This is a genomic window from Streptomyces sp. NPDC001787 (genome assembly GCF_040297465.1).
In the GTDB taxonomy this organism is placed as follows: domain Bacteria; phylum Actinomycetota; class Actinomycetes; order Streptomycetales; family Streptomycetaceae; genus Streptomyces.
In genome coordinates this window covers 438,785-458,013 of sequence record NZ_JBEOZE010000001.1, presented here as the reverse complement: position 1 = coordinate 458,013, position 19,229 = coordinate 438,785, and the positions used below count along the sequence as shown (strand labels likewise).

Sequence of the window (19,229 nt, the reverse complement as noted above, 5' to 3'; positions counted from 1 at the left end):
TGCCCGGCGTTACGGGCGCTCAGTGGCGGTGCGGACGCTCAGTAGCGGTACTGCTCGTTCTGGCCGGTGTCGTAGCCGTTGCCGTACGGGGCGGGCTGCGCCGGCTGCTCCTGGGGCATCGGCGGGTACTGCTCGGTGTCGCGCTGCTGCGGGACCCAGACGCCCCCGGGCGGGGTGTCCGCGCCGTACTGCTGGGCGTGCGGGTCGGCGAACTGCTGCCGGCCCCCGTAGCCGTCGAAGCCGGTGCCGTAGCCGTCGTACGGGGCGTAGGGCGCCGGCCCGGTGGTGGTGCCGCTGCCGATGTACGGATCGGAGTAGGCCGCGTAACTCTGCTCGCCCGTGCCGTAGTCGTACTGCCCCGCGTAGGTGTCCTGGGCCGGGCTGCCGTAGTCGCCGTACTGCGGCTGCGCGCCGGTCCCGGGCTGCTCCGGAGTGCCGGAGCCGAAAGCGGGGCCGCCGCCGAATCCGGGGGCGCCGCCGGGGCCGTTGGCTCCGGCGGGCTGCGTGTCGCGGGTGTAGACGCCGTACTGCCCGGTGTCGTCGGGCATCGGCTGCGGCTCGTAGACCGATGCGACCGGTGCCGCGGCGGTCTCCTGGAGCGACTGCTCGAACTCCAGGTCCGAGACCTCCAGGGTGGGCTCCTTGGTGGCCGCCCGCCCGCCGCCGCGTCGGCGGCGGCTCTCACCCGGGCTGCCCCCGATGGCCCAGCCGGTCGAGAAGCCCCGCCGGAAGGAGAGCGTCACATAGGTCTGGCCGGTGGCGAAGGCGATCGCCCCGACGACGATGACCAGCACGGAGGGGATCAGCACGCCGATCACCACGCCGAGGAACCCGCCGAAGGCGAGGAGCCGCCAGCGCAGCCGTGCCTTGTACTGCAGCAGCACCTCGCCCAGCAGCCACAACGCCACAAAGCCGAATGCGATGTAGAGGACCGTCCAGCCCACGCCCGCCCCCTCCTACGGCCACCGCCCCGGTTGGTGGCGGGTACGGCCGGTCACGACTGCTTGTGCAGTCCGAGATTCTCGTAGATTTCGAGCGTTGCCGTCGAGTTGTTGAGCGTGATGAAGTGAAGTCCGGGCACACCTTCGGACTGCAGCTTCGCGCAGAACTCCGTTGCGAACTCGATGCCAATGGAGCGTACAGCGGCCGGCTCGTCCTTGACGGCGAGGATGCGCTCTTTCAACGACGCGGGGAGGGTCGCGTTGCTGAGCTGCGCAAACCTTTCCAACTGTTTCACGCTCGTGAGCGGCATGACTTCGGGAATGACGGGGGTTTCGCAACCCGCCGCGACCACGCGGTCACGCATACGGAGATAGTCATCCGGATTGAAGAACATCTGAGTGATCGCATAATCGGCACCGGCGCGGCACTTGTCCACGAAATGCCCGATGTCGGTCTCCCAGTCGGTCGACCGCGGGTGCATTTCGGGAAACGCGGCGACGCCCACGCAGAAGTCGCCGGACTCCTTGATGAGCCGGACGAGGTCGGCGGCGTACCGCACGCCCTGCGGGTGCTCGACCCACTCGCCCATCGGGTCGCCGGGCGGGTCGCCCCGTACCGCGAGGATGTTGCGGATCCCGGCGTCGGCGTACTGCCCGATCATGTTCCGCAGTTCCGCGACGGAGTGGTTGACCGCGGTGAGGTGGGCGACCGGGGTCAGCGTGGAGTCGGCGGCGATCTGCTGGGTCGCCTTGACCGTCCCGGCGCGCGTGGAGCCTCCGGCGCCGTACGTCACCGAGACGAAGCTCGGGCGCACCGCCTCGACCCGCCGCAGCGCATTCCAGAGGTTCCGCTCGCCCTTCTCGGTCTTGGGCGCCCAGAATTCGAAGGAATACGAGGTTTTGCCGGTCGCGAGCAGGTCCCGCACGGTGCTCGCGCGGTCTGTCCTGGTGGAAGGTGTGCCAAGGGCCATACTGGGAGGTTAACCAGGGCGGGGCGGTCCCCCAACCAGGCCCTCGCTTTTTGTCTGGATTGGCCTGATTGTTGTCCACCCTTCGGACACCATCGCCCGGGGGCGCCCGGACGGCCCGGGGCCCTCAGACGGCGTGCGCCCGGACGCGCCGCGCGAGCGCGCCGGCCGCCCCGGCGGGGTCGTCCGCCTCGGTGATCGCCCGGACGACGACGACCCGGCGGGCGCCCGCCTCCAGCACCTCGTCCAGATTGCCCGCGTCGATCCCGCCGATGGCGAACCAGGGGCGCGGCTGCCGGAGCGAGGCGGCGTAGCGGACGAGGCCGAGCCCGGGGGCGTACCGGCCGGGCTTGGTCGGGGTGGGCCAGCAGGGGCCGGTGCAGAAGTAGTCCACGCCCGGCGCGGCGACGGCCGCGTCGACCTCGGCTTCGGCATGCGTGGAGCGGCCGATCACCACGTCCCGGCCGATGATCGCGCGGGCGGCCGGCACCGGCAGGTCGCCCTGGCCCAGGTGCAGCACATCCGCGCCGATGGCGTGGGCGACATCGGCGCGGTCGTTCACGGCGAGGAGCTTGCCGTGGCGCCGGCAGGCGTCGGCGAACACTTCGAGGTGTTCCAGCTCCTCGGCCGCCTCCATGCCTTTTTCCCGCAGTTGGACGATGTCGACGCCGCCGGTGAGCACGGCGTCGAGGAACGCGGGAAGGTCACCCTGTCGCCTGCGGGCGTCCGTGCAGAGGTACAGCCGGGCGTCGGACAGCAGCTCGCGAGGCGTGGGCATGGCGGAATCCCCCCGGGGTTACCGCGGTGTACGGGCCGTGCGGCACGGCCCGTACCCCGCGTGCGGTTGTCTCGGTCAGACGGCGAGCGCCTGGGCGCGGCGCTTCACCTCCGTCCCGCGATTCTCGCTCAGGGCCTGCGCGGGGGTGCCGGGCAGGGTCGGGTCGGGAGTGAAGAGCCAGTCCAGCATCTCTTCGTCGGAGTAGCCGTCGTCCCTCAGGAGCGTCAGGGTCCCCGAGAGGCCCTTGACCACCTTGTCGCCGTCGATGAAGGCGGCAGGCACCTGGAGCGTCCGGTTCTCACCACGGCGTACGGCGATGAGCTGGCCTTCCTTGACCAGCTGCCGCACCCGCGTCACCTCGATATCGAGCATTTCCGCGATGTCGGGAAGGTGGAGCCAGGCAGGGACTAGAGCATCGATCTTTGCGTCAATCTCGGTCACGAGGACAAGCGTGCCATCTGGGACTGACAGTCGGAAGCCGGGCCGACCGTACGGGGGTCGCCCGTGCCGTCACAGGGCCGTCGACTTCAGCGGTACGGAGGGGTCCGCGGCCCGTACCGGGTCGATGGGCGCGCCCGACTCGATGAGCTTGCGCCCCTGCGCCAGATCGCGCGGCCGGCCGACGGCCAGGACGGCGATCAGCGCGCCGCCGCGCAGCCAGCACACCGACCAGGCGGGGTCGGCGGGGTCGCCGCGCCACAGCAGGGTGTCGGCCCGCGCGTGGTGGCCCGCGTACTGCACGAAGCGGCCGAACTGCTCGGACCAGAAGTACGGCACGGGGTCGTACACCCCGGGCCGCCCGTCCCCGTCGAGGGCGGCGATGTCCGCGGCGACGGTCCGGGGGCCCTGGAGGGCGTTGTCCCAGTGGTGGACCAGCAGGCGTTCGCCGTAGCGGGCGGAGGGGAAGGAGGCGCAGTCACCGACCGCGTACACATCGGGCAGCGAGGTGCGCAGCGCGCCGTCGGCGGTGACGGAGCCGTCCGGGCCCAGCGCGATGCCGGAGCCGGTCAGCCAGCCGGTGGCGGGCCGGGCGCCGATCCCGACGACCACCGCACCGGCCGGGAGCATCCGGCCGTCCGCGAGGACCACGGTGCCCTCCTCGACGCGGGCGACGCGGGCGCCGGTCAGGAGTTCGGCGCCGCTCTCGGCGTACCAGTCGGCCATCGGGGCGGCGACCTCCGCGGGCAGGGCGCCGGCGAGCGGGCGTTCGGCGGCCTCGACGACGGTGACCGCGCAGCCCGCGGCGCGGGCCGCGGTGGCGAACTCGGCGCCGATCCAGCCCGCCCCCACGACCACCACGTCGTGCTGCCGCTCCAGGACGGGGCGCAGCCGGGCGGCGTCGTCGAGGGTGCGCAGCAGATGGACCCCGGGCACTCCCTCGGAGCCCGGCAGCAGCACGGGTTCGGCGCCGGTGGCGATGACCAGGACGTCGTAGGGAACGGGACCGTCCGGTGTGTCCAGTTCATGTGCGCCGGAGCGCAGGGCGCTCACGTCCGCGCCCAGGCGCAGGGTGATGTCCAGCGCCTCGAAGTCGATGTCGAACGCGGAGTCCTCCGCCTTGCCGAGCAGGACCGCCTTGGACAGCGGTGGCCGGTCGTAGGGCTGGTGCGGTTCGGCGCCGATCAGGGTCACCGGCCCGGTGAAGCCCCGTTCGCGCAGGGCCACGGCGGTCTGTACTCCCGCCATGCCCGCTCCGACGATCACGACGCGGCGCGTCCGCTGCCGTGCTGCCTGCTGTTCCGTCTGCTCGCTCACCTGTCCACCATAAACACCTGACGTACCGTCAGGAAGCGGGTTCCGTCACCGCGCTCGTCCCGCAGCCTCCCGGTGCCCCCTCCCCCGCGCCCCGCCCCGCCCCGCCGGGGGGAGCGCCTCCCGGGGGCGACTGGGTTTAGGGTGGCGGACGGAAAACACTCGCGGGAGTCCGGGCGTACCGGGCTGAGAGGGAGGCTGGACGGCCTCCGACCGTACGAACCTGATCCGGGTCATGCCGGCGAAGGGAGGGGCTGGACGCCCATGCGTTCTTCTCGTGACGGAAGCCGATCCGACGTCCTCGTCGTCGGAGGCGGAATCATCGGTCTGGTGACCGCCTGGCGGGCGGCGCAGCGCGGGCTGCGGACCACGGTCGCCGATCCCGACCCCGGTGGCGGGGCCGCGCGGGTCGCGGCCGGAATGCTGGCCGCCGTCACCGAACTCCACTACGGCGAGCAGCTGCTGCTCGGTCTCAATGTCGCCTCCGCGGCCCGCTATCCGGCGTTCGCCGAGGAGCTGACGGCGGCGAGCGGACAGGACATCGGTTTTCGCGCCTGCGGCACGCTCGCCGTCGCGCTGGACTCCGACGACCGCGCCCATCTGCGCGAACTGCACGCCCTGCAACAGCGTTCGGGGCTGGAGTCCGAGTGGCTCAGCGGCCGTGAGTGCCGTCGGCTGGAGCCGATGCTGGCCCCCGGGGTACGCGGCGGACTGCGGGTCGACGGCGACCATCAGGTGGACCCCCGGCGGCTGGCCGCCGCGCTCCTGACCGCCTGCGAGCGGGCCGGGGTGGTCCTTCACCGGGACCGGGCCGAGCGGCTCACGGTCTCGGGCGGCCGGGCCGCCGGTGCCGTGCTCGCCGACGGCACGGAGCTCGCCGCCGACCAGGTGGTGCTCGCCGCGGGCAGTCTCAGCGGGCGGCTCGCCGGGCTGCCGGACGAGGTCGTACCGCCGGTACGCCCGGTCAAGGGCCAGGTGCTGCGGCTGACCGTGCCGCCCGCGTACGCCCCCTTCCTGAGCCGGACCGTGCGCGCCGTGGTCCGCGGCAGCCACCTCTATCTCGTCCCGCGCGAGAACGGCGAGCTGGTCGTCGGAGCCACCAGCGAGGAGCTGGGCTGGGACACCACCGTCACGGCCGGCGGGGTGTACGAGTTGCTGCGCGACGCGCACGAACTGGTGCCCGGCATCACCGAACTGCCCCTCACCGAGACCCGGGCGGGCCTGCGCCCCGCCTCCCCCGACAACGCCCCGCTGCTCGGCCCCACCGCCCTGCCCGGTCTCCTTCTCGCCACCGGCCACCACCGCAACGGGGTGCTGCTGACCCCCGTCACGGGTGACGCGATGGCGGAGGTGCTGATCTCCGGCGAGCTGCCCGAGGTGGCCCGCCCCTTCGCGCCGGGCCGCTTCGCGCCCGCCGCCCGTGTACCCGCCGCCGCCCCCGTACCCCAGGAGCAGCCCGCATGACCCGGCCCGACCCGACCCGCGCCTCCGCGCCCGCCCCCGCCGCCGCGCCCGTGACGGCCCCGGCTCCCGTTCCGGCCCCTGCCGCCCGTCCGGCCCCCGGCACGGGGTCCGTCTCGGTCTCCGTGAACGGCGAGGAACGCGCCCTGCCCGCCGGCACCGCGCTGGACGCCCTCGTCGCGACGCTGACCGCCGCGCACTCCGGAGTCGCCGCCGCCGTCAACGAGAGCGTCGTCCCGCGCGGCCGGTGGTCCACCACCACGCTCGGCGACGGCGACCGGGTCGAGGTCCTCACCGCCGTGCAGGGGGGCTGACCGTGTCCGACGATCTCCTCACCCTCGGTGGCACTCCCTTCACCTCCCGGCTGATCATGGGCACCGGCGGGGCACCGAGCCTCGACGTGCTCGAACGTTCCCTGGCCGCCTCCGGCACCGAGCTGACCACCGTCGCGATGCGCCGACTCGACCCGACCGTCCAGGGCTCGGTGCTCTCCGTCCTGGAGCGGCTCGCGATCAGGGTCCTGCCGAACACGGCGGGCTGCTTCACCGCGGGCGAGGCCGTACTGACCGCCCGGCTGGCCCGGGAGGCACTCGGCACCGACTGGGTCAAGCTGGAGGTGGTGGCCGACGAACGGACGCTGCTGCCCGACCCGATCGAGCTGCTGGACGCGGCCGAGACGCTGGTCGACGACGGGTTCACGGTCCTGCCGTACACCAACGACGACCCCGTGCTGGCCCGGAAGCTGGAGGACGTGGGGTGCGCGGCGATCATGCCGCTCGGCTCCCCCATCGGATCCGGCCTCGGCATCCGCAATCCGCACAACTTCCAGCTGATCGTCGAACGGGCCGGGGTGCCGGTGATCCTGGACGCCGGGGCCGGGACCGCCTCGGACGCCGCGCAGGCGATGGAGCTGGGGTGCTCGGCGGTGATGCTGGCCTCCGCCGTGACCCGGGCGCAGGAGCCCGAGCTGATGGCGGCGGCGATGCGGCACGCGGTGGAGGGCGGACGGCTGGCCCACCGGGCGGGCCGTATCCCGCGCCGGCATTTCGCCGAGGCCTCGTCCCCGGTGGCGGGGCGGGCGGTACTGGACCCGGAGCGCCCGGCGTTCTGACGGCCCGTGGCGCGTGGTTCCGGCGCACGCACAGCACCTTCACCATGTGCGTGTCCCTGTCACGGATCGGCTGCAGTACGGCCCCGGGACCGCCCCGGCCCGTCCGGCCCGTCCGTGGTGACTCGTAGACTCATCAGGTGGATACGACCCTCCAGGACCCTCTCGTCGGGCAGCTGCTCGACGGCCGGTATCGCGTCGAGGCGCGCATCGCCGTCGGCGGCATGGCCACCGTCTACCGGGCCGTGGACACCCGCCTCGACCGGGTGCTCGCCCTCAAGGTGATGCACCCGGCGCTCGCGACCGACGTCTCCTTCGTCGAGCGCTTCATCCGCGAGGCCAAGTCGGTGGCCCGGCTCGCGCACCCCAATGTCGTCGCGGTCTTCGACCAGGGGGCGCAGGGGGCGTACGTCTATCTCGCGATGGAGTACGTCGCGGGGTGCACCCTGCGCGACGTCCTGCGCGAGCGTGGCGCCCTCCAGCCCCGGGCCGCGCTGGACATCCTGGAGCCGGTCCTGGCCGCGCTCGGCGCAGCGCACCGGGCGGGCTTCGTGCACCGCGACATGAAGCCGGAGAACGTCCTGATCGGGGACGACGGCCGGGTGAAGGTCGCCGACTTCGGTCTCGTACGGGCCGTGGGCACCGTCACCGACAGCACCGGCTCGCTCCTGGGCACCGTGTCGTACCTCGCCCCCGAGCAGATCGAGCACGGTACGGCGGACACCCGCGCCGACGTGTACGCCTGCGGGGTCGTGCTGTACGAGATGCTGACCGGCGGCAAACCGCACACCGGCGAGACCGCGGCCCAGGTCATCTACCAGCACCTCAACGAGGACGTCCCGGCCCCCTCGGCCGTGGTCCCCGGCCTTCCGGTCGCGCTGGACAGCCTGGTGGCGAGCGCCACCGCCCGGAACGCCGGGATCCGCCCGCACGACGCGGTGGTGCTGCTCGCCGAGGCCCGGGAGGCCCGTGCCGGGCTCACCGACGAGGAACTGGACGCCGTACCGCCGCAGGCCCTGACCACGGACCACGACGGCGGTGAGGACCGTACGAGCGTGATCCCGCGGGTCCTGCCCGTGGACCAGGGCACCGACCACCGCACGAGCCGGCTGGAGATGCCGCCGGCCGGCCCGCCGGGGCCGGCCCGGACCCGGCGGCGCGGCCCCTTCGGCGGCCCGCGCCGCGGGCTGTACGCGGCCCTCACCGCCCTGGTGCTGGTACTGGGGATCGGAACGGGTGTCTGGTACATCAACTCCGGGCAGTTCACCCGGGTCCCCTCCCTGCTGGGCCAGACCCAGAAGACGGCCGAGCAGCGGCTCTCGGACGCCGGACTCGACCTGGGGGACGTCGACCGGGCGTACAGCGACACGGTCGACCGCGGCGCGGTGATCAGCAGCGACCCCGCGTCGGGCGAGCGGATCCGGGGCAACGGCTCGGTCGGGCTGGTCCTCTCGCGCGGCCCGGAGATCGTGGAGGTCCCCGACGCCGAGGGCCTCTCGCTCGGCGACGCGCGGCGTGAGCTGAAGAAGGCGGGCCTGGTTCCCGGGATGGTGACCAGGGAGTTCAGCGAGGACGTCGTCCGGGGCGATGTGATCCGTACGGACCCCGAGGCCGGCACGGAGCGCCACTCCGACTCGGCCGTCGCGCTGGTCGTCAGCAAGGGCAGCCCGGTCGACGTGCCGGATGTCACGGGGCTCTCGGTCGTGGACGCCACGGCCGCGCTGGACGAGGAGGGGCTCAAGGCCGAGGTGCTGCCCGACCGGGTCAACTCCCCCGAGGTCGCGGGCGACATCGCCCACCAGACGCCGGGCGAGGGCGCCGAGGCGGCGGAGGGCGACACGGTCCAGCTCACGGTCTCCAAGGGGCCGCGGATGCTGGACGTCCCCGACGTCACCGGCAAGGACGTCGACGAGGCGAGGAGCACACTGGAGGACGCGGGGTTCGAGGTCGAGGTCGACCGGCCGTTCCTCTCCTTCAGCGACACCGTCGCGAGCCAGTCCGTGGACGGCGGCGAACAGGCCGCCGAGGGCTCCACGATCACCATCAGGACCAAGGGACTCTAGGACATGCGCAATCCGGTGGGCGGCCACGTTCCGGTGGCCGGAGGCCTCGCCAAGGTCGGTCTCGGCCACGCCCGCGAGCTGGCCGCGGAGGCCGTACAGGTCTTCGTCGCCAATCCGCGCGGGTGGGCGGCGCCCGCCGGGAACCCGGCGCAGGACGACCTGTTCCGCTCCGAGTGCGCGGCCGCGTCCATCCCCGCGTACGTCCATGCCCCGTATCTGATCAACTTCGGCTCGCACACCGAGGCCACCGTCGAGAAGTCGGTGGAGTCACTGCGCCACTCGCTGCGCCGGGCCAGGGAGATCGGCGCGCGGGGAGTCGTGGTGCACACCGGTTCGGCGACCGGGGGACGGCCCCGCGCCCAGGCCCTGGCGCAGGTGCGTACGCACATGCGGCCGCTGCTGGACGAGCTGACGCACGACGACGACCCGGATCTGCTGCTGGAGTCGACCGCCGGCCAGGGATTCTCGCTCTGCTCGCGGACCTGGGACTTCGGCCCGTACTTCGAGGCGCTGGACTCCCACCCCAAGCTGGGCGTCTGCCTCGACACCTGCCACATCTACGCCGCGGGTCACGATCTGACCGGCCCGGCGGGCATGCGGCAGACCCTCGACCTGCTGGTGGACACGGTCGGGAAGGGCCGGCTGAAACTGATCCACGCCAATGACTCCAAGGACGTCGTGGGCGCGCACAAGGACCGGCACGAGAACATCGGCGCGGGTCACATCGGCGCGGAGCCGTTCGGGGAGCTGTTCTCGCACCCGGCGACCGAAGGCGTACCGCTGATCATCGAGACGCCCGGCGGCACGGCGGGACACAAAGCGGACGTGGCGCGGCTGAAGGAGCTGCGCGCTTCGGCGACCGCTTGAGGAATGCCCCCGTGGGGGCCTCCCCGCGGCACGCCGGACACGCCGCGGCGCACCGGTACCACCGCTGAGGGGCGTACCACCGCCGCACGGCTCAGAGTTCGGGGCCGTCCCCGGGCTCCTCCTGGTAGGAGTAGCGCTGCTCGCTCCAGGGGTCACCGATGTTGTGGTAGCCGCGCTCCTCCCAGAAGCCGCGCCGGTCCGCCCTCATGTACTCGATGCCCCGGACCCACTTCGGGCCCTTCCAGGCGTACAGATGGGGAACGACCAGGCGCAGCGGGAAGCCGTGCTCGGCGGTGAGGAGTTCGCCGTCCTTGTGGGTGGCGAACAGTGTGCGGTCCGAGACGAAGTCGGCGAGCCGCAGATTCGAGGAGAAGCCGTACTCCGCCCAGACCATCACATGGGTGACGTCGGGCGCGGGCGGCGCGAGTTCGACGACGTTCCTGGCGAGCACCCCGCCCCATTCGGCGCCCAGCATGCTGAATTTCGTCACGCAGTGCAGGTCGGCGACGACCGAGGAGAACGGCAGCGCCGAGAAATCCTGGTGATTCCAGCAGTGTTTGTCACCGTCCGCCGTGGCCCCGAAGACCCGGAATTCCCAGCGGTCGGGTTTGAACTTGGGAACAGGCCCGTAGTGGGTTACCGGCCAGCCGCGCTGCAGCCGCTGACCCGGCGGAAGCTCGGACTGCTCTGATTCGCGGTATTCCCGGCTTTCCGGCTGACCCATGACTCCATGGTGACAGACAGGCAGGGGTGGTCATGACCAGGGCAGAGGCGATTCGGGCAACTCGTACTAAGCATGCACTTACTGGACGGCCGGAAGGTGTGGTGCAAGGATGCGGCCAACTTGCCCAGTTCACCGGTTGGAAGGAGCCTCTGCGATGCAGGGCGACCCGGAAGTCATCGAGTATCTCAACGAACAGCTCACGGGCGAGCTGACTGCCATCAACCAGTACTGGTTGCACTACCGAATCCAGGAAAACAACGGCTGGACAAAGCTTGCGAAGTACACGCGGGCCGAGTCCATGGACGAGATGAAACACGCGGACCGGCTCACGGAACGCATTCTGTTCCTGGACGCGCTGCCCAACTATCAGCGCCTGTTCCATGTGCGGGTGGGGCAGACGGTCACCGAGATGTTCCAGGCGGACCGGCAGGTCGAGGTGGAGGCGATCGACCGCCTCAAGCGCGGCATCGAGGTCATGCGCGGCAAGGGCGACATCACCTCGGCGCGGATCTTCGAGGACATCCTGGAGGACGAGGAGCACCACATCGACTACCTCGACACCCAGCTGGAACTCATCGAGAAGCTCGGGGAGCCGCTCTACATCGCGCAGCTCATCGAGCAGCCGGACAGCTGACCCGCGGGAACGGCCACCGCGGGAGAGGATCAGGCTGCGTCGGAGAGCCGGACGTCCGGCGGCGCCGTGGCCACCGGCGCGGCGAGCGGACCGGCGGCCGGCTCCCGGCGCCGTTCCAGCAGTTCCCGGCGCGGGCATTCGCCACGCCCGAGGAGAGCCTGGATCCTGCGGACGCAGCCGCCGCAGTCGGTGCCCGCCTTGCAGGCGGAGGCTATCTGGCGGGGCGTGCAGGCCCCGGCGTCCGCATGCTGCTTGACCTGCTGTTCCGTAACGCCGAAACACGAGCAGACGTACATGCGGTTCACCTCCCGGCGGGATCGGTCGCTGGCGCCGTCCCGATCTATTCGGTGAGGCTAACCTAACCTTACCCGTCGCTCAAGGCGCGCAAAAGTCCCGGAACGCCCGGTGGGGCACGGATCACATCGATCCGTGCCCCACCGGTGGGACCGCGCGGGATCCCTACTGGTCGCGGTACATCTCGGCGACGAGGAAGGCCAGGTCGAGGGACTGGCTGCGGTTCAGGCGCGGGTCGCAGGCCGTCTCGTACCGCTGGTGCAGGTCGTCCACGAAGATCTCGTGGCCGCCGCCGACGCACTCGGTGACATCGTCACCGGTCAGCTCGACATGGATGCCGCCCGGGTGTGTGCCCAGGCCCTTGTGCACCTCGAAGAAGCCCTTGACCTCGTCCAGCACATCGTCGAAACGGCGCGTCTTGTGGCCGGAGGCGGCCTCGAAGGTGTTGCCGTGCATCGGGTCGGTCACCCACACCACCGTGGCGCCGGAGGCGGTGACCTTCTCGACGAGCTGGGGGAGCTTGTCGCGGACCTTGTCGGCGCCCATCCGGACGATGAAGGTCAGCCGGCCGGGCTCCCGGTCGGGGTCCAGCCGGTCGATGTAGCCGAGGGCCTCGTCGACGGTGGTCGTCGGGCCGAGCTTGACCCCGATGGGGTTGCGGATCTTCGAGGCGAACTCGATGTGCGCGCCGTCCATCTGGCGGGTGCGCTCGCCGATCCAGACCATGTGGCCGGAGGTGTCGTACAGCTCGCCGGTGCGCGAGTCGGTACGGGTGAGGGCCGACTCGTAGTCCAGCAGCAGCCCCTCGTGCGAGGAGTAGAACTCGACCGCCTTGAACTCGGCCGGATCCGTACCGCACGCCTTCATGAAGTTCAGCGCGTTGTCGATCTCGCGGGCCAGTGCCTCGTAGCGCTGGCCGGAGGGCGAGGACTTCACGAAGTCCTGGTTCCAGGCGTGCACCTGGCGCAGGTCGGCGTAACCGCCGGTGGTGAAGGCACGGACCAGGTTCAGCGTGGAAGCGGATGCGTGGTACATCTGCTTCAGCCGTTCCGGGTCCGGGATCCGGGCCTTCTCGGTGAAGGCGAAGCCGTTGACGGAGTCGCCCCGGTAGGTCGGCAGCGTCACCCCGTCGCGGGTCTCGGTCGGCTTGGAGCGCGGCTTGGAGTACTGGCCCGCGATCCGGCCCACCTTCACCACGGGCACGGAGGCCGCGTAGGTCAGGACGGCGCTCATCTGGAGCAGCGTCTTCAGCTTGGCCCGGATGTGCTCGGCGGACACGGCGTCGAAGGCCTCGGCACAGTCGCCGCCCTGCAGCAGGAACGCCTCGCCCTTGGCGACGGCTCCCAGGCGGGCGCGCAGCTGGTCGCACTCGCCGGCGAAGACGAGCGGCGGATATGACGCGAGGTCCGCGAGTACATCGCGCAGCGCCTCGGAGTCGGGGTACTCGGGCTGCTGCGCCGCGGGAAGGTCTCGCCAGGTGTGGCCACCGGCGACGGAGGTATTGGCGTTCACGGTCACACGGACAACATTACGGGGTCGCGGCGTGCGTCCATTCGAACGCTCAATAATTGAGACACGTTCTCCGGCGCCCCGGACGTCCGCTAGGGTTCGGGGCATGTTCGCGCAGCAGACCCGTATCTCCATCCAGAACTGGTGGTGGACCGCTCATCCGGCGGCCCGCTGACTCGACGCGCGTAACAGACTTCGCGAAGGCCGCCCGAGGGCGGCCTTCTTTGTGTTCCGGGGCCGTTCCTCCACCTCCATCCGGAAGGAACGACCCATGTCCGACCGTGTCACCGACCTCGTCCGCCGACTGCTCCAGGACGACTGCCCGCCGTTCGCACTGCTGCGCCGCCGCACTCCCGGCCATGACCACGACATCGTCGAGCTGCTGATCGGCGAGGTGCGGGAGGCGGACCGGCTGGCCGACCTGCCGGTGGGCGAGGCGCCCTCGCTCGCGCTGGTGCCGTTCCGGCAGATCGCCGAGCGCGGTTTCGACGTCCGCGACGACGGGACCCCGCTGTCCGTGCTGGTCGCGGACGAGACGTACGAGCTGCCGCTGGAGGAGGTCCTCGCCCGGCTGCCCGGCCATGAGGTGCGGGTCGAGAACGGGGGCTTCGACGTCCCCGACGAGGAGTACGCGGGGATCGTCCGGCGGGTCATCGAGGACGAGATCGGGCAGGGCGAGGGCGCGAACTTCGTGATCCGGCGGAACTTCCTGGGCGAGATCCCGGGATTCGGGCGGGCGGACGCGCTGGCGCTGTTCCGGCGGCTGCTGGCCGGTGAGCGGGGGGCGTACTGGACGTTCGTCGTCCACACGGGGGACCGGACGCTGGTCGGCGCCAGCCCCGAGGTGCATGTCCGGATGTCCGGCGGGACGGTCGTGATGAACCCGATCAGCGGGACGTACCGCTACCCGGCCGAGGGCCCCACCCCCGAGAGCCTGCTGGCCTTCCTCGGCGACCGCAAGGAGACCGAGGAGCTCTCCATGGTGGTCGACGAGGAACTGAAGATGATGTGCACCGTCGGCGACATGGGCGGGGTGGTGATCGGACCCCGGCTGAAGGAGATGGCCCACCTCGCGCACACCGAGTACGAACTGCGGGGCAGGTCCTCCCTGGACGTCCGGGAGGTGCTGCGGGAGACCATGTTCGCGGCGACGGTCACGGGCTCGCCCGTGCAGAACGCCTGCCGCGTCATCGAGCGGTACGAGCCCGGCGGCCGGGGCTACTACGCGGGCGCGCTGGCCCTGTTGCGCCGGGACGCGGGCGGGACGCAGACCCTGGACTCGCCGATCCTGATCAGGACCGCGGACATCTCGGCCGGCGGACGGCTGAAGGTACCGGTCGGCGCCACGCTCGTACGCCACTCGGACCCGGAGAGCGAGGTGGCCGAGACGCACGCGAAGGCGGCCGGGGTCCTGACGGCGCTGGGGGTACGGCCGGGGCGGCCCCGGGAGGAGGCGGCCCGGCCGCGGCTGGCGTCCGATCCTCGGGTGCAGGCGGCGCTGGACGACCGGCGCGGCGGGCTCGCGCCCTTCTGGCTGCGGATGCAGGAGCGCACGCGGGAGCGGGCCGGCCGTGCGCTGGTGGTGGACGGCGAGGACACCTTCACCGCGATGCTGGCCCATCTGCTGCGCTCCGCGGGGCTGGAGGTGTCGGTGCGCCGGTACGACGAGCCGGGGCTGCGGGAGGACCTTCGGGCGCACCGCGGGCCGGTCGTGCTGGGCCCCGGTCCCGGCAACCCGGGCGATCTCACGGACCCGAAGATGCGGCTGCTGCGCGGGTTCGCCGCCGAGCTGGTGCGCGATCACCGGCACGGGCTGCTGGGGGTCTGCCTGGGCCATGAGCTGATCGCGGCCGAGCTGGGGATGGACGTCGTGCGCAAGGCCGTGCCCCACCAGGGCGCGCAGACCCGGATCGAGCTGTTCGGCCGGCCGGAGACGGTCGGCTTCTACAACAGCTTCACCGCGCGCTGCGACGGGGCGAGCGCCGCCGAACTGGCCGCGCACGGCATCGAGGTGAGCCGGGACGAGGCCACCGGCGAGCTGCACGCGCTGCGCGGGGAGGGATTCGCCTCGGTGCAGTTCCACCCGGAGTCGGTGCTCACGATCCGCGGGGCCGCGATCGTGTCCGAGCTGCTGGCGGGGCTGCCGGTCCTCAGCTGAGAACGGCGGCCGGACGGCTGACGGTCCGTCCGGCCGCCGGGTCCGTCAGCTCTTCGGCGGTGCCGGGACGAGGACGTTCTCGCTGCTCCGGCGGGCCAGGTAGTCGGCGACGTTGCGTACGGTGGCGTCGATGATCTGGCCCACCGCGTCCTCGGTGTAGTACGCCTGGTGCGAGGTCACGATGACGTTGGGGAAGGTGACCAGCCGGGCCAGGGTGTCGTCGTCGACGCCCTCCAGGGACTTGTCCAGGAAGAAGAGCCCGGCCTCGGCCTCGTACACGTCCAGGCCGACACCCAGGAAGCGGCCCGCGCGCAGCTCACCGACCAGGGCGGTGGTGTCGATCAGGCCGCCCCTGCTGGAGTTGATGAGGATCGCGTCGTCCTTCATCGCGGCCAGGGCGGCCTTGCCGATGAGGTGGTGGGTGGAGGGGAGCAGCGGTACGTGCAGGCTGATCAGGTCGGCCTCGGCGAACAGCTGCTCCTTCTCCACGTACCGCATGCCGAGTTCGGTGCAGGCCGGGTTCTCGGCGACGTCCCAGCCCAGCAGCCTCATGCCGAAGCCGTGGGCGATCCGGGTGAACGCCTCGCCGATCTTCCCGGTGCCGACCACGCCGACGGTGCGGCCCCGCATGTCCCGGCCGAGCAGCCCGTCGAGGCGGAAGTCGAAGTCCCGGGTGCGGCTCGCGGCGCGGATGATGCGCCGGTTGACCGCCATGGCGAGCGTCCAGGCGAATTCGGCGACGGAGTACGGGGAGTAGGAGGAGACCCGGGCGACGCGCAGGGCGAGACGTTCGGCGACGTCCAGGTCGATGTTGTTGAAGCCGGTGGAGCGCTGGGCGATCATCTGGGTACCGCCCGCGGCGAGGGTCTGGAGGACCTTGCCGCCGAGGTCGGCGTTGACGCTGGTGGAGATGATCTCGTAGCCCGCCGCGATGGGGGCGGTGTCCCGGTTCAGGAAGACGTCCAGGCAGCGGACCTCGTGCTGTCCGGCGAACGCCTTCTCGATCAGGGGCTTCTCGTCGGACTGCACGCCGAACGCCAGGATTTCCACTGATTCTCCCGCTCTGTACGCATACCAGGGTGATGGGCCGGATATCGCGAATATACGGCCCGCCGGGTCAGGCGTCGTCGAGCCCGCGCTCAATGGCGTACCGCACGAGCTCCACCCGGTTGTGCAGCTGGAGCTTGCCGAGGGTGTTCTGCACGTGGTTCTGCACGGTGCGGTGCGAGATGACCAGCCGTTCGGCGATCTGTTTGTACGAGAGTCCCTTGGCGACCAGCCGCAGCACCTCCGTCTCGCGCTCGGTGAGCCGCGGGGCCTTCGGTTCGTCGGAGGCGACCGGGGCGGGGTCGGAGGCCAGCCTGCGGTACTCGCCGAGGACGAGCCCGGCGAGGCCGGGGGTGAAGACCGGGTCGCCCGCGGCGGTGGAGCGGACGGCGTCGGTCAGCTCCTGGGTGGAGGCGGACTTCAGCAGATAGCCGGTGGCGCCGGACTTCACCGCCTCCAGCACATCGGCGTGCTCACCGCTCGCGGAGAGCACCAGGACGCGCAGCCCCGGGTGGGAGCCGACCAGTTCCTTGCAGACCTGGACCCCCGGCATCCCGGGCAGGTTCAGGTCCAGGACGAGGACATCGGGATCCGCGGCCCTGGCGCGGCGTACGGCCTGCGGGCCGTCCCCGGCGGTCGCCACGACCTCGAAGCCGGACTCCGCGAGGTCGCGGGCCACCGCGTCGCGCCACATCGGGTGGTCGTCGACCACCATCACCTTGATGGGCCGCTCCGCGGCACCCCGCTCGTTGTGCGTACTCATCCGGCTGATTCTGCCTTCCCCCGGGAAACCTTCGGAACCTTCAACTCGACCTCGGTGCCCTGTCCCGGCACGGAGATCAGCTCTGCCGTGCCGCCGAGATCACGCAGCCGGCCGCGGATGGACAGGGCGACCCCGAGCCGCCCCTCCCCCTCCGCCTGGGCCAGACGCCCCTCCGGGATCCCGGGGCCGTCGTCCCGGACCGTGACGATCACCTCGTCCGGCTCGTCCTCGACCAGGATCCAGGCGTGCGCGTCCTGACCCGCGTGCACCCGCACATTGTCCAGCGCGGCACTGACAGCGGCGGCGAGCTCCCGCGCGGCCCCGGGCGGCAGCAGCACCGGAGCGCCCGGCTCCACGAAGCTGGTCCGGGAACCCGCGTGCGGGGCGAGCAGGGCACGCAGATCGCACACCTCGGCCCGGCCGGACCGCTCGGCCTCCCTGTCGTCGTCGACCTCGACCGTACGGACGACGGCGCCCTCGGCGGCGTCCTCGGAGAGCCGGGAGGTGGGCACCAGACCGCTGGAGACGAGCGTGCGCAGGGCGATCTCCTGCTCCCCCGCCATCCGGCCGAGTTCGGCGGCCTCGCCGCCGATGGCCGAACCCCGGCGCTGCACCATGGCGAGGACCTGGAGCACGCTGTCGTGGATGTCACGGGCCAGGCGCTCCCGCTCGCGGGTGGCGGCCTCGATCTCCAGGGCGCGGGCCAGGGTGCGTTCACTGGCGCGGGCGACCTCGACGACGTACCCGATGGCGATGGAGGCGACCCAGACCAGCAGGACGTTGTGGAAGGTGTCCCGGCTGGGATGGCCGCGCTCGATGATGTTGGCGACGGCGACGAAGGTGGAGGCGAAGGCCGCCCAGCGCCAGCCGCCCTTGATCGCGAAGGCCAGCACGGAACCGGCCGTCCAGATCGACGGGAGCGTAGGGCCGTCGACGTGCTGGGCGTCGAAGTCGGCGAGCGGGGTGAGCAGGATCCCGGAGAGGGCGACGACGAGGTCCATGCCCAGGAAGCGTTTGGTGCAGCTCACCGCGCCCGCGACCTTGGGCAGGGTGAACAGCGTCCACAGCACCATGACCACCAGGAAGGCGACGGCCACCCAGGGCCGTTCGTACTTGTCCCGGCCGAACACCGAGAGCAGCACCGCGTAGATCATCGTCAGTACGCGGTACGCGGTCAGCGCACGCCACAGCGGCTGCTCGACCGACATCCGTACGACCCGCTCGCGCCTGGCCATCACTTCACACCCCCCGGACGGACAACGACGCGGCTAGTCGCCGGACCGTTCCGTTCCGCCCTCGTCCGCCCCGTGACCCTGCTTGTGCGCGCGCTTCTCGTCCTCGGCCCGCCGCTTGGCCTCGTCGGCGATCCGGCGCTTGGCGGCGGTGGCGTAGATGTCCACGTACTCCTGGCCGGAGAGCTTCATGATCTCGTACATGACCTCGTCGGTCACCGAGCGCAGGATGAACCGGTCGCCGTCCATGCCCTGGTAGCGGCTGAAGTCGAGCGGCTTGCCGATCCTGATGCCCGGCCGCATCAGTTTGGGGATCACCTGGCCGGGCGGCTGGATCTTCTCCGTGTCGATCATCGCGACGGGGATGACGGGCGCTCCCGTGGCCAGTGCCACCCGGGCCAGACCGCCGGGCTTGCCGCGGTAGAGCCGTCCGTCGGGCGAGCGGGTGCCCTCGGGGTAGATCCCGAAGAGGCCGCCGCTCTCGATTACCTGGATGCCCGCCCTGATGGCCGCCTCACCGGCGCCCCGGGCGCCGGAGCGGTCGACCGGGAGCTGGCCGACGCCCTTGAAGAAGGCGGCGGTGAGCTTGCCCTTCACGCCGGGCGCGGTGAAGTACTCGGCCTTCGCGATGAAGGTGACCTTGCGGTCCAGGACGGCCGGCAGGAAGAACGAGTCGGAGAAGGACAGATGGTTGCTCGCGAGGATCGCCGGCCCGTGCTCGGGGATGTTCTCCAGGCCCTCCACCCACGGCCTGAAAGCGAGCTTCAACGAGCCGCCGATGGAGAACTTCATTGCGCCGTAGATCAACTCGGGTGCCTCCTGTGTGCTGTCGGTCAGACCTTAGCCTGTGCCCTCACCCGCTCTCCCGCCCGGCACGGGGCGGTGCTCCCGGCCGGTGCGGGCGGTACGGGCGGTGACGGCCCTGGTCGG

General features: G+C 71.6%; 20 protein-coding genes and 1 riboswitch. Of the genes, 8 read left to right on the top strand and 12 right to left on the bottom strand.

The genetic code is table 11. The features are described 5' to 3' along the window. Positions 1–38 precede the first annotated feature (38 nt). The 5 genes from ABT170_RS01945 to ABT170_RS01925 form a co-directional block, all read right to left on the bottom strand. Positions 39–944: a hypothetical protein gene (locus ABT170_RS01945; RefSeq protein WP_329945665.1), complete on the bottom strand. Its 906-nt coding sequence runs from the start codon at positions 942–944 to the stop codon at positions 39–41. 50 nt (positions 945–994) lie between these two features. Continuing rightward, the gene (gene metF / locus ABT170_RS01940; protein WP_329945664.1) at positions 995–1,912 is read right to left on the bottom strand and encodes a methylenetetrahydrofolate reductase [NAD(P)H]; all 918 of its coding nucleotides are present in this window, start codon (positions 1,910–1,912) and stop codon (positions 995–997) included. Positions 1,913–2,036: 124 nt separating this feature from the next. Beyond that, positions 2,037–2,687, bottom strand: a complete 651-nt coding sequence (thiE, locus tag ABT170_RS01935; RefSeq protein WP_329945663.1) for a thiamine phosphate synthase — start codon at positions 2,685–2,687, stop codon at positions 2,037–2,039. A gap of 75 nt (positions 2,688–2,762) precedes the next feature. After that, complete coding sequence (locus ABT170_RS01930) at positions 2,763–3,128, bottom strand: Rv2175c family DNA-binding protein (protein WP_266929924.1); 366 nt, start codon at positions 3,126–3,128, stop codon at positions 2,763–2,765. A 69-nt stretch (positions 3,129–3,197) separates the two neighbouring features. Further along, complete coding sequence (locus ABT170_RS01925; protein ID WP_351863442.1) at positions 3,198–4,442, bottom strand: NAD(P)/FAD-dependent oxidoreductase; 1,245 nt, start codon at positions 4,440–4,442, stop codon at positions 3,198–3,200. Positions 4,443–4,593: 151 nt separating this feature from the next. Then, positions 4,594–4,706: riboswitch (TPP riboswitch) on the top strand. On the opposite strand from ABT170_RS01925, the gene thiO reads away from it, so the two are divergent. The 5 genes from thiO to ABT170_RS01900 all read left to right on the top strand — a co-directional run bounded on the left by thiO (position 4,704) and on the right by ABT170_RS01900 (position 9,938). After that, entirely contained in the window at positions 4,704–5,903 is a 1,200-nt protein-coding gene (gene thiO, locus ABT170_RS01920; RefSeq protein ID WP_329945661.1) for a glycine oxidase ThiO, read from the top strand. It overlaps the preceding riboswitch by 3 nt. After that, on the top strand, positions 5,900–6,214 hold the full coding sequence (gene thiS, locus ABT170_RS01915; protein WP_502970458.1) for a sulfur carrier protein ThiS: 315 nt from the start codon (positions 5,900–5,902) through the stop codon (positions 6,212–6,214). Before thiO ends, thiS begins: the two co-directional genes overlap by 4 nt. A gap of 2 nt (positions 6,215–6,216) precedes the next feature. Further along, positions 6,217–7,011, top strand: a complete 795-nt coding sequence (locus ABT170_RS01910) for a thiazole synthase (protein ID WP_329945660.1) — start codon at positions 6,217–6,219, stop codon at positions 7,009–7,011. A gap of 137 nt (positions 7,012–7,148) precedes the next feature. After that, entirely contained in the window at positions 7,149–9,071 is a 1,923-nt protein-coding gene (gene pknB, locus ABT170_RS01905) for a Stk1 family PASTA domain-containing Ser/Thr kinase (RefSeq protein WP_351863439.1), read from the top strand. Between the two features lie 3 nt (positions 9,072–9,074). Then, entirely contained in the window at positions 9,075–9,938 is an 864-nt protein-coding gene (locus tag ABT170_RS01900; RefSeq protein ID WP_329945658.1) for a deoxyribonuclease IV, read from the top strand. 91 nt (positions 9,939–10,029) lie between these two features. On the opposite strand, the gene ABT170_RS01895 is transcribed toward ABT170_RS01900, so the two are convergent. Further along, positions 10,030–10,662, bottom strand: a complete 633-nt coding sequence (locus tag ABT170_RS01895; protein WP_329945657.1) for a sulfite oxidase-like oxidoreductase — start codon at positions 10,660–10,662, stop codon at positions 10,030–10,032. Between the two features lie 154 nt (positions 10,663–10,816). Here ABT170_RS01895 and bfr point away from each other — a divergent pair, with 154 nt between their 5' ends. Continuing rightward, a complete protein-coding gene (bfr, locus tag ABT170_RS01890) occupies positions 10,817–11,296 on the top strand; it encodes a bacterioferritin (RefSeq protein ID WP_266929938.1) in 480 nt (159 codons plus the stop codon). 29 nt (positions 11,297–11,325) lie between these two features. Here the strand turns inward: bfr and ABT170_RS01885 are convergent, their stop codons facing one another. After that, positions 11,326–11,592 carry a (2Fe-2S)-binding protein gene (locus tag ABT170_RS01885; RefSeq protein WP_329945656.1) on the bottom strand — a complete coding sequence of 89 codons (267 nt, stop codon included), beginning with the start codon at positions 11,590–11,592 and terminating at the stop codon, positions 11,326–11,328. A 163-nt stretch (positions 11,593–11,755) separates the two neighbouring features. Next, complete coding sequence (locus ABT170_RS01880) at positions 11,756–13,102, bottom strand: class II 3-deoxy-7-phosphoheptulonate synthase (protein WP_329945759.1); 1,347 nt, start codon at positions 13,100–13,102, stop codon at positions 11,756–11,758. 103 nt (positions 13,103–13,205) lie between these two features. Between ABT170_RS01880 and ABT170_RS01875 the strand changes: the two genes are divergently transcribed. Further along, a complete protein-coding gene (locus tag ABT170_RS01875; protein WP_351863589.1) occupies positions 13,206–13,274 on the top strand; it encodes a trp operon leader peptide in 69 nt (22 codons plus the stop codon). A gap of 96 nt (positions 13,275–13,370) precedes the next feature. Next, positions 13,371–15,257 carry an anthranilate synthase family protein gene (locus ABT170_RS01870; RefSeq protein ID WP_329945655.1) on the top strand — a complete coding sequence of 629 codons (1,887 nt, stop codon included), beginning with the start codon at positions 13,371–13,373 and terminating at the stop codon, positions 15,255–15,257. Positions 15,258–15,302: 45 nt separating this feature from the next. Here the strand turns inward: ABT170_RS01870 and ABT170_RS01865 are convergent, their stop codons facing one another. The 4 genes from ABT170_RS01865 to ABT170_RS01850 all read right to left on the bottom strand — a co-directional run bounded on the left by ABT170_RS01865 (position 15,303) and on the right by ABT170_RS01850 (position 19,106). Continuing rightward, entirely contained in the window at positions 15,303–16,307 is a 1,005-nt protein-coding gene (locus tag ABT170_RS01865) for a 2-hydroxyacid dehydrogenase (RefSeq protein ID WP_329945654.1), read from the bottom strand. A gap of 67 nt (positions 16,308–16,374) precedes the next feature. Further along, positions 16,375–17,067, bottom strand: a complete 693-nt coding sequence (locus ABT170_RS01860; RefSeq protein WP_329945653.1) for a response regulator — start codon at positions 17,065–17,067, stop codon at positions 16,375–16,377. Further along, positions 17,064–18,302 (bottom strand): MacS family sensor histidine kinase, encoded by a 1,239-nt coding sequence (gene macS, locus ABT170_RS01855; protein WP_351863435.1) that lies wholly within the window; start codon positions 18,300–18,302, stop codon positions 17,064–17,066. The genes ABT170_RS01860 and macS overlap by 4 nt, the downstream gene beginning before the upstream one ends. 33 nt (positions 18,303–18,335) lie before the next feature. After that, on the bottom strand, positions 18,336–19,106 hold the full coding sequence (locus ABT170_RS01850) for a lysophospholipid acyltransferase family protein (protein ID WP_502970457.1): 771 nt from the start codon (positions 19,104–19,106) through the stop codon (positions 18,336–18,338). Positions 19,107–19,229: the final 123 nt, after the last annotated feature.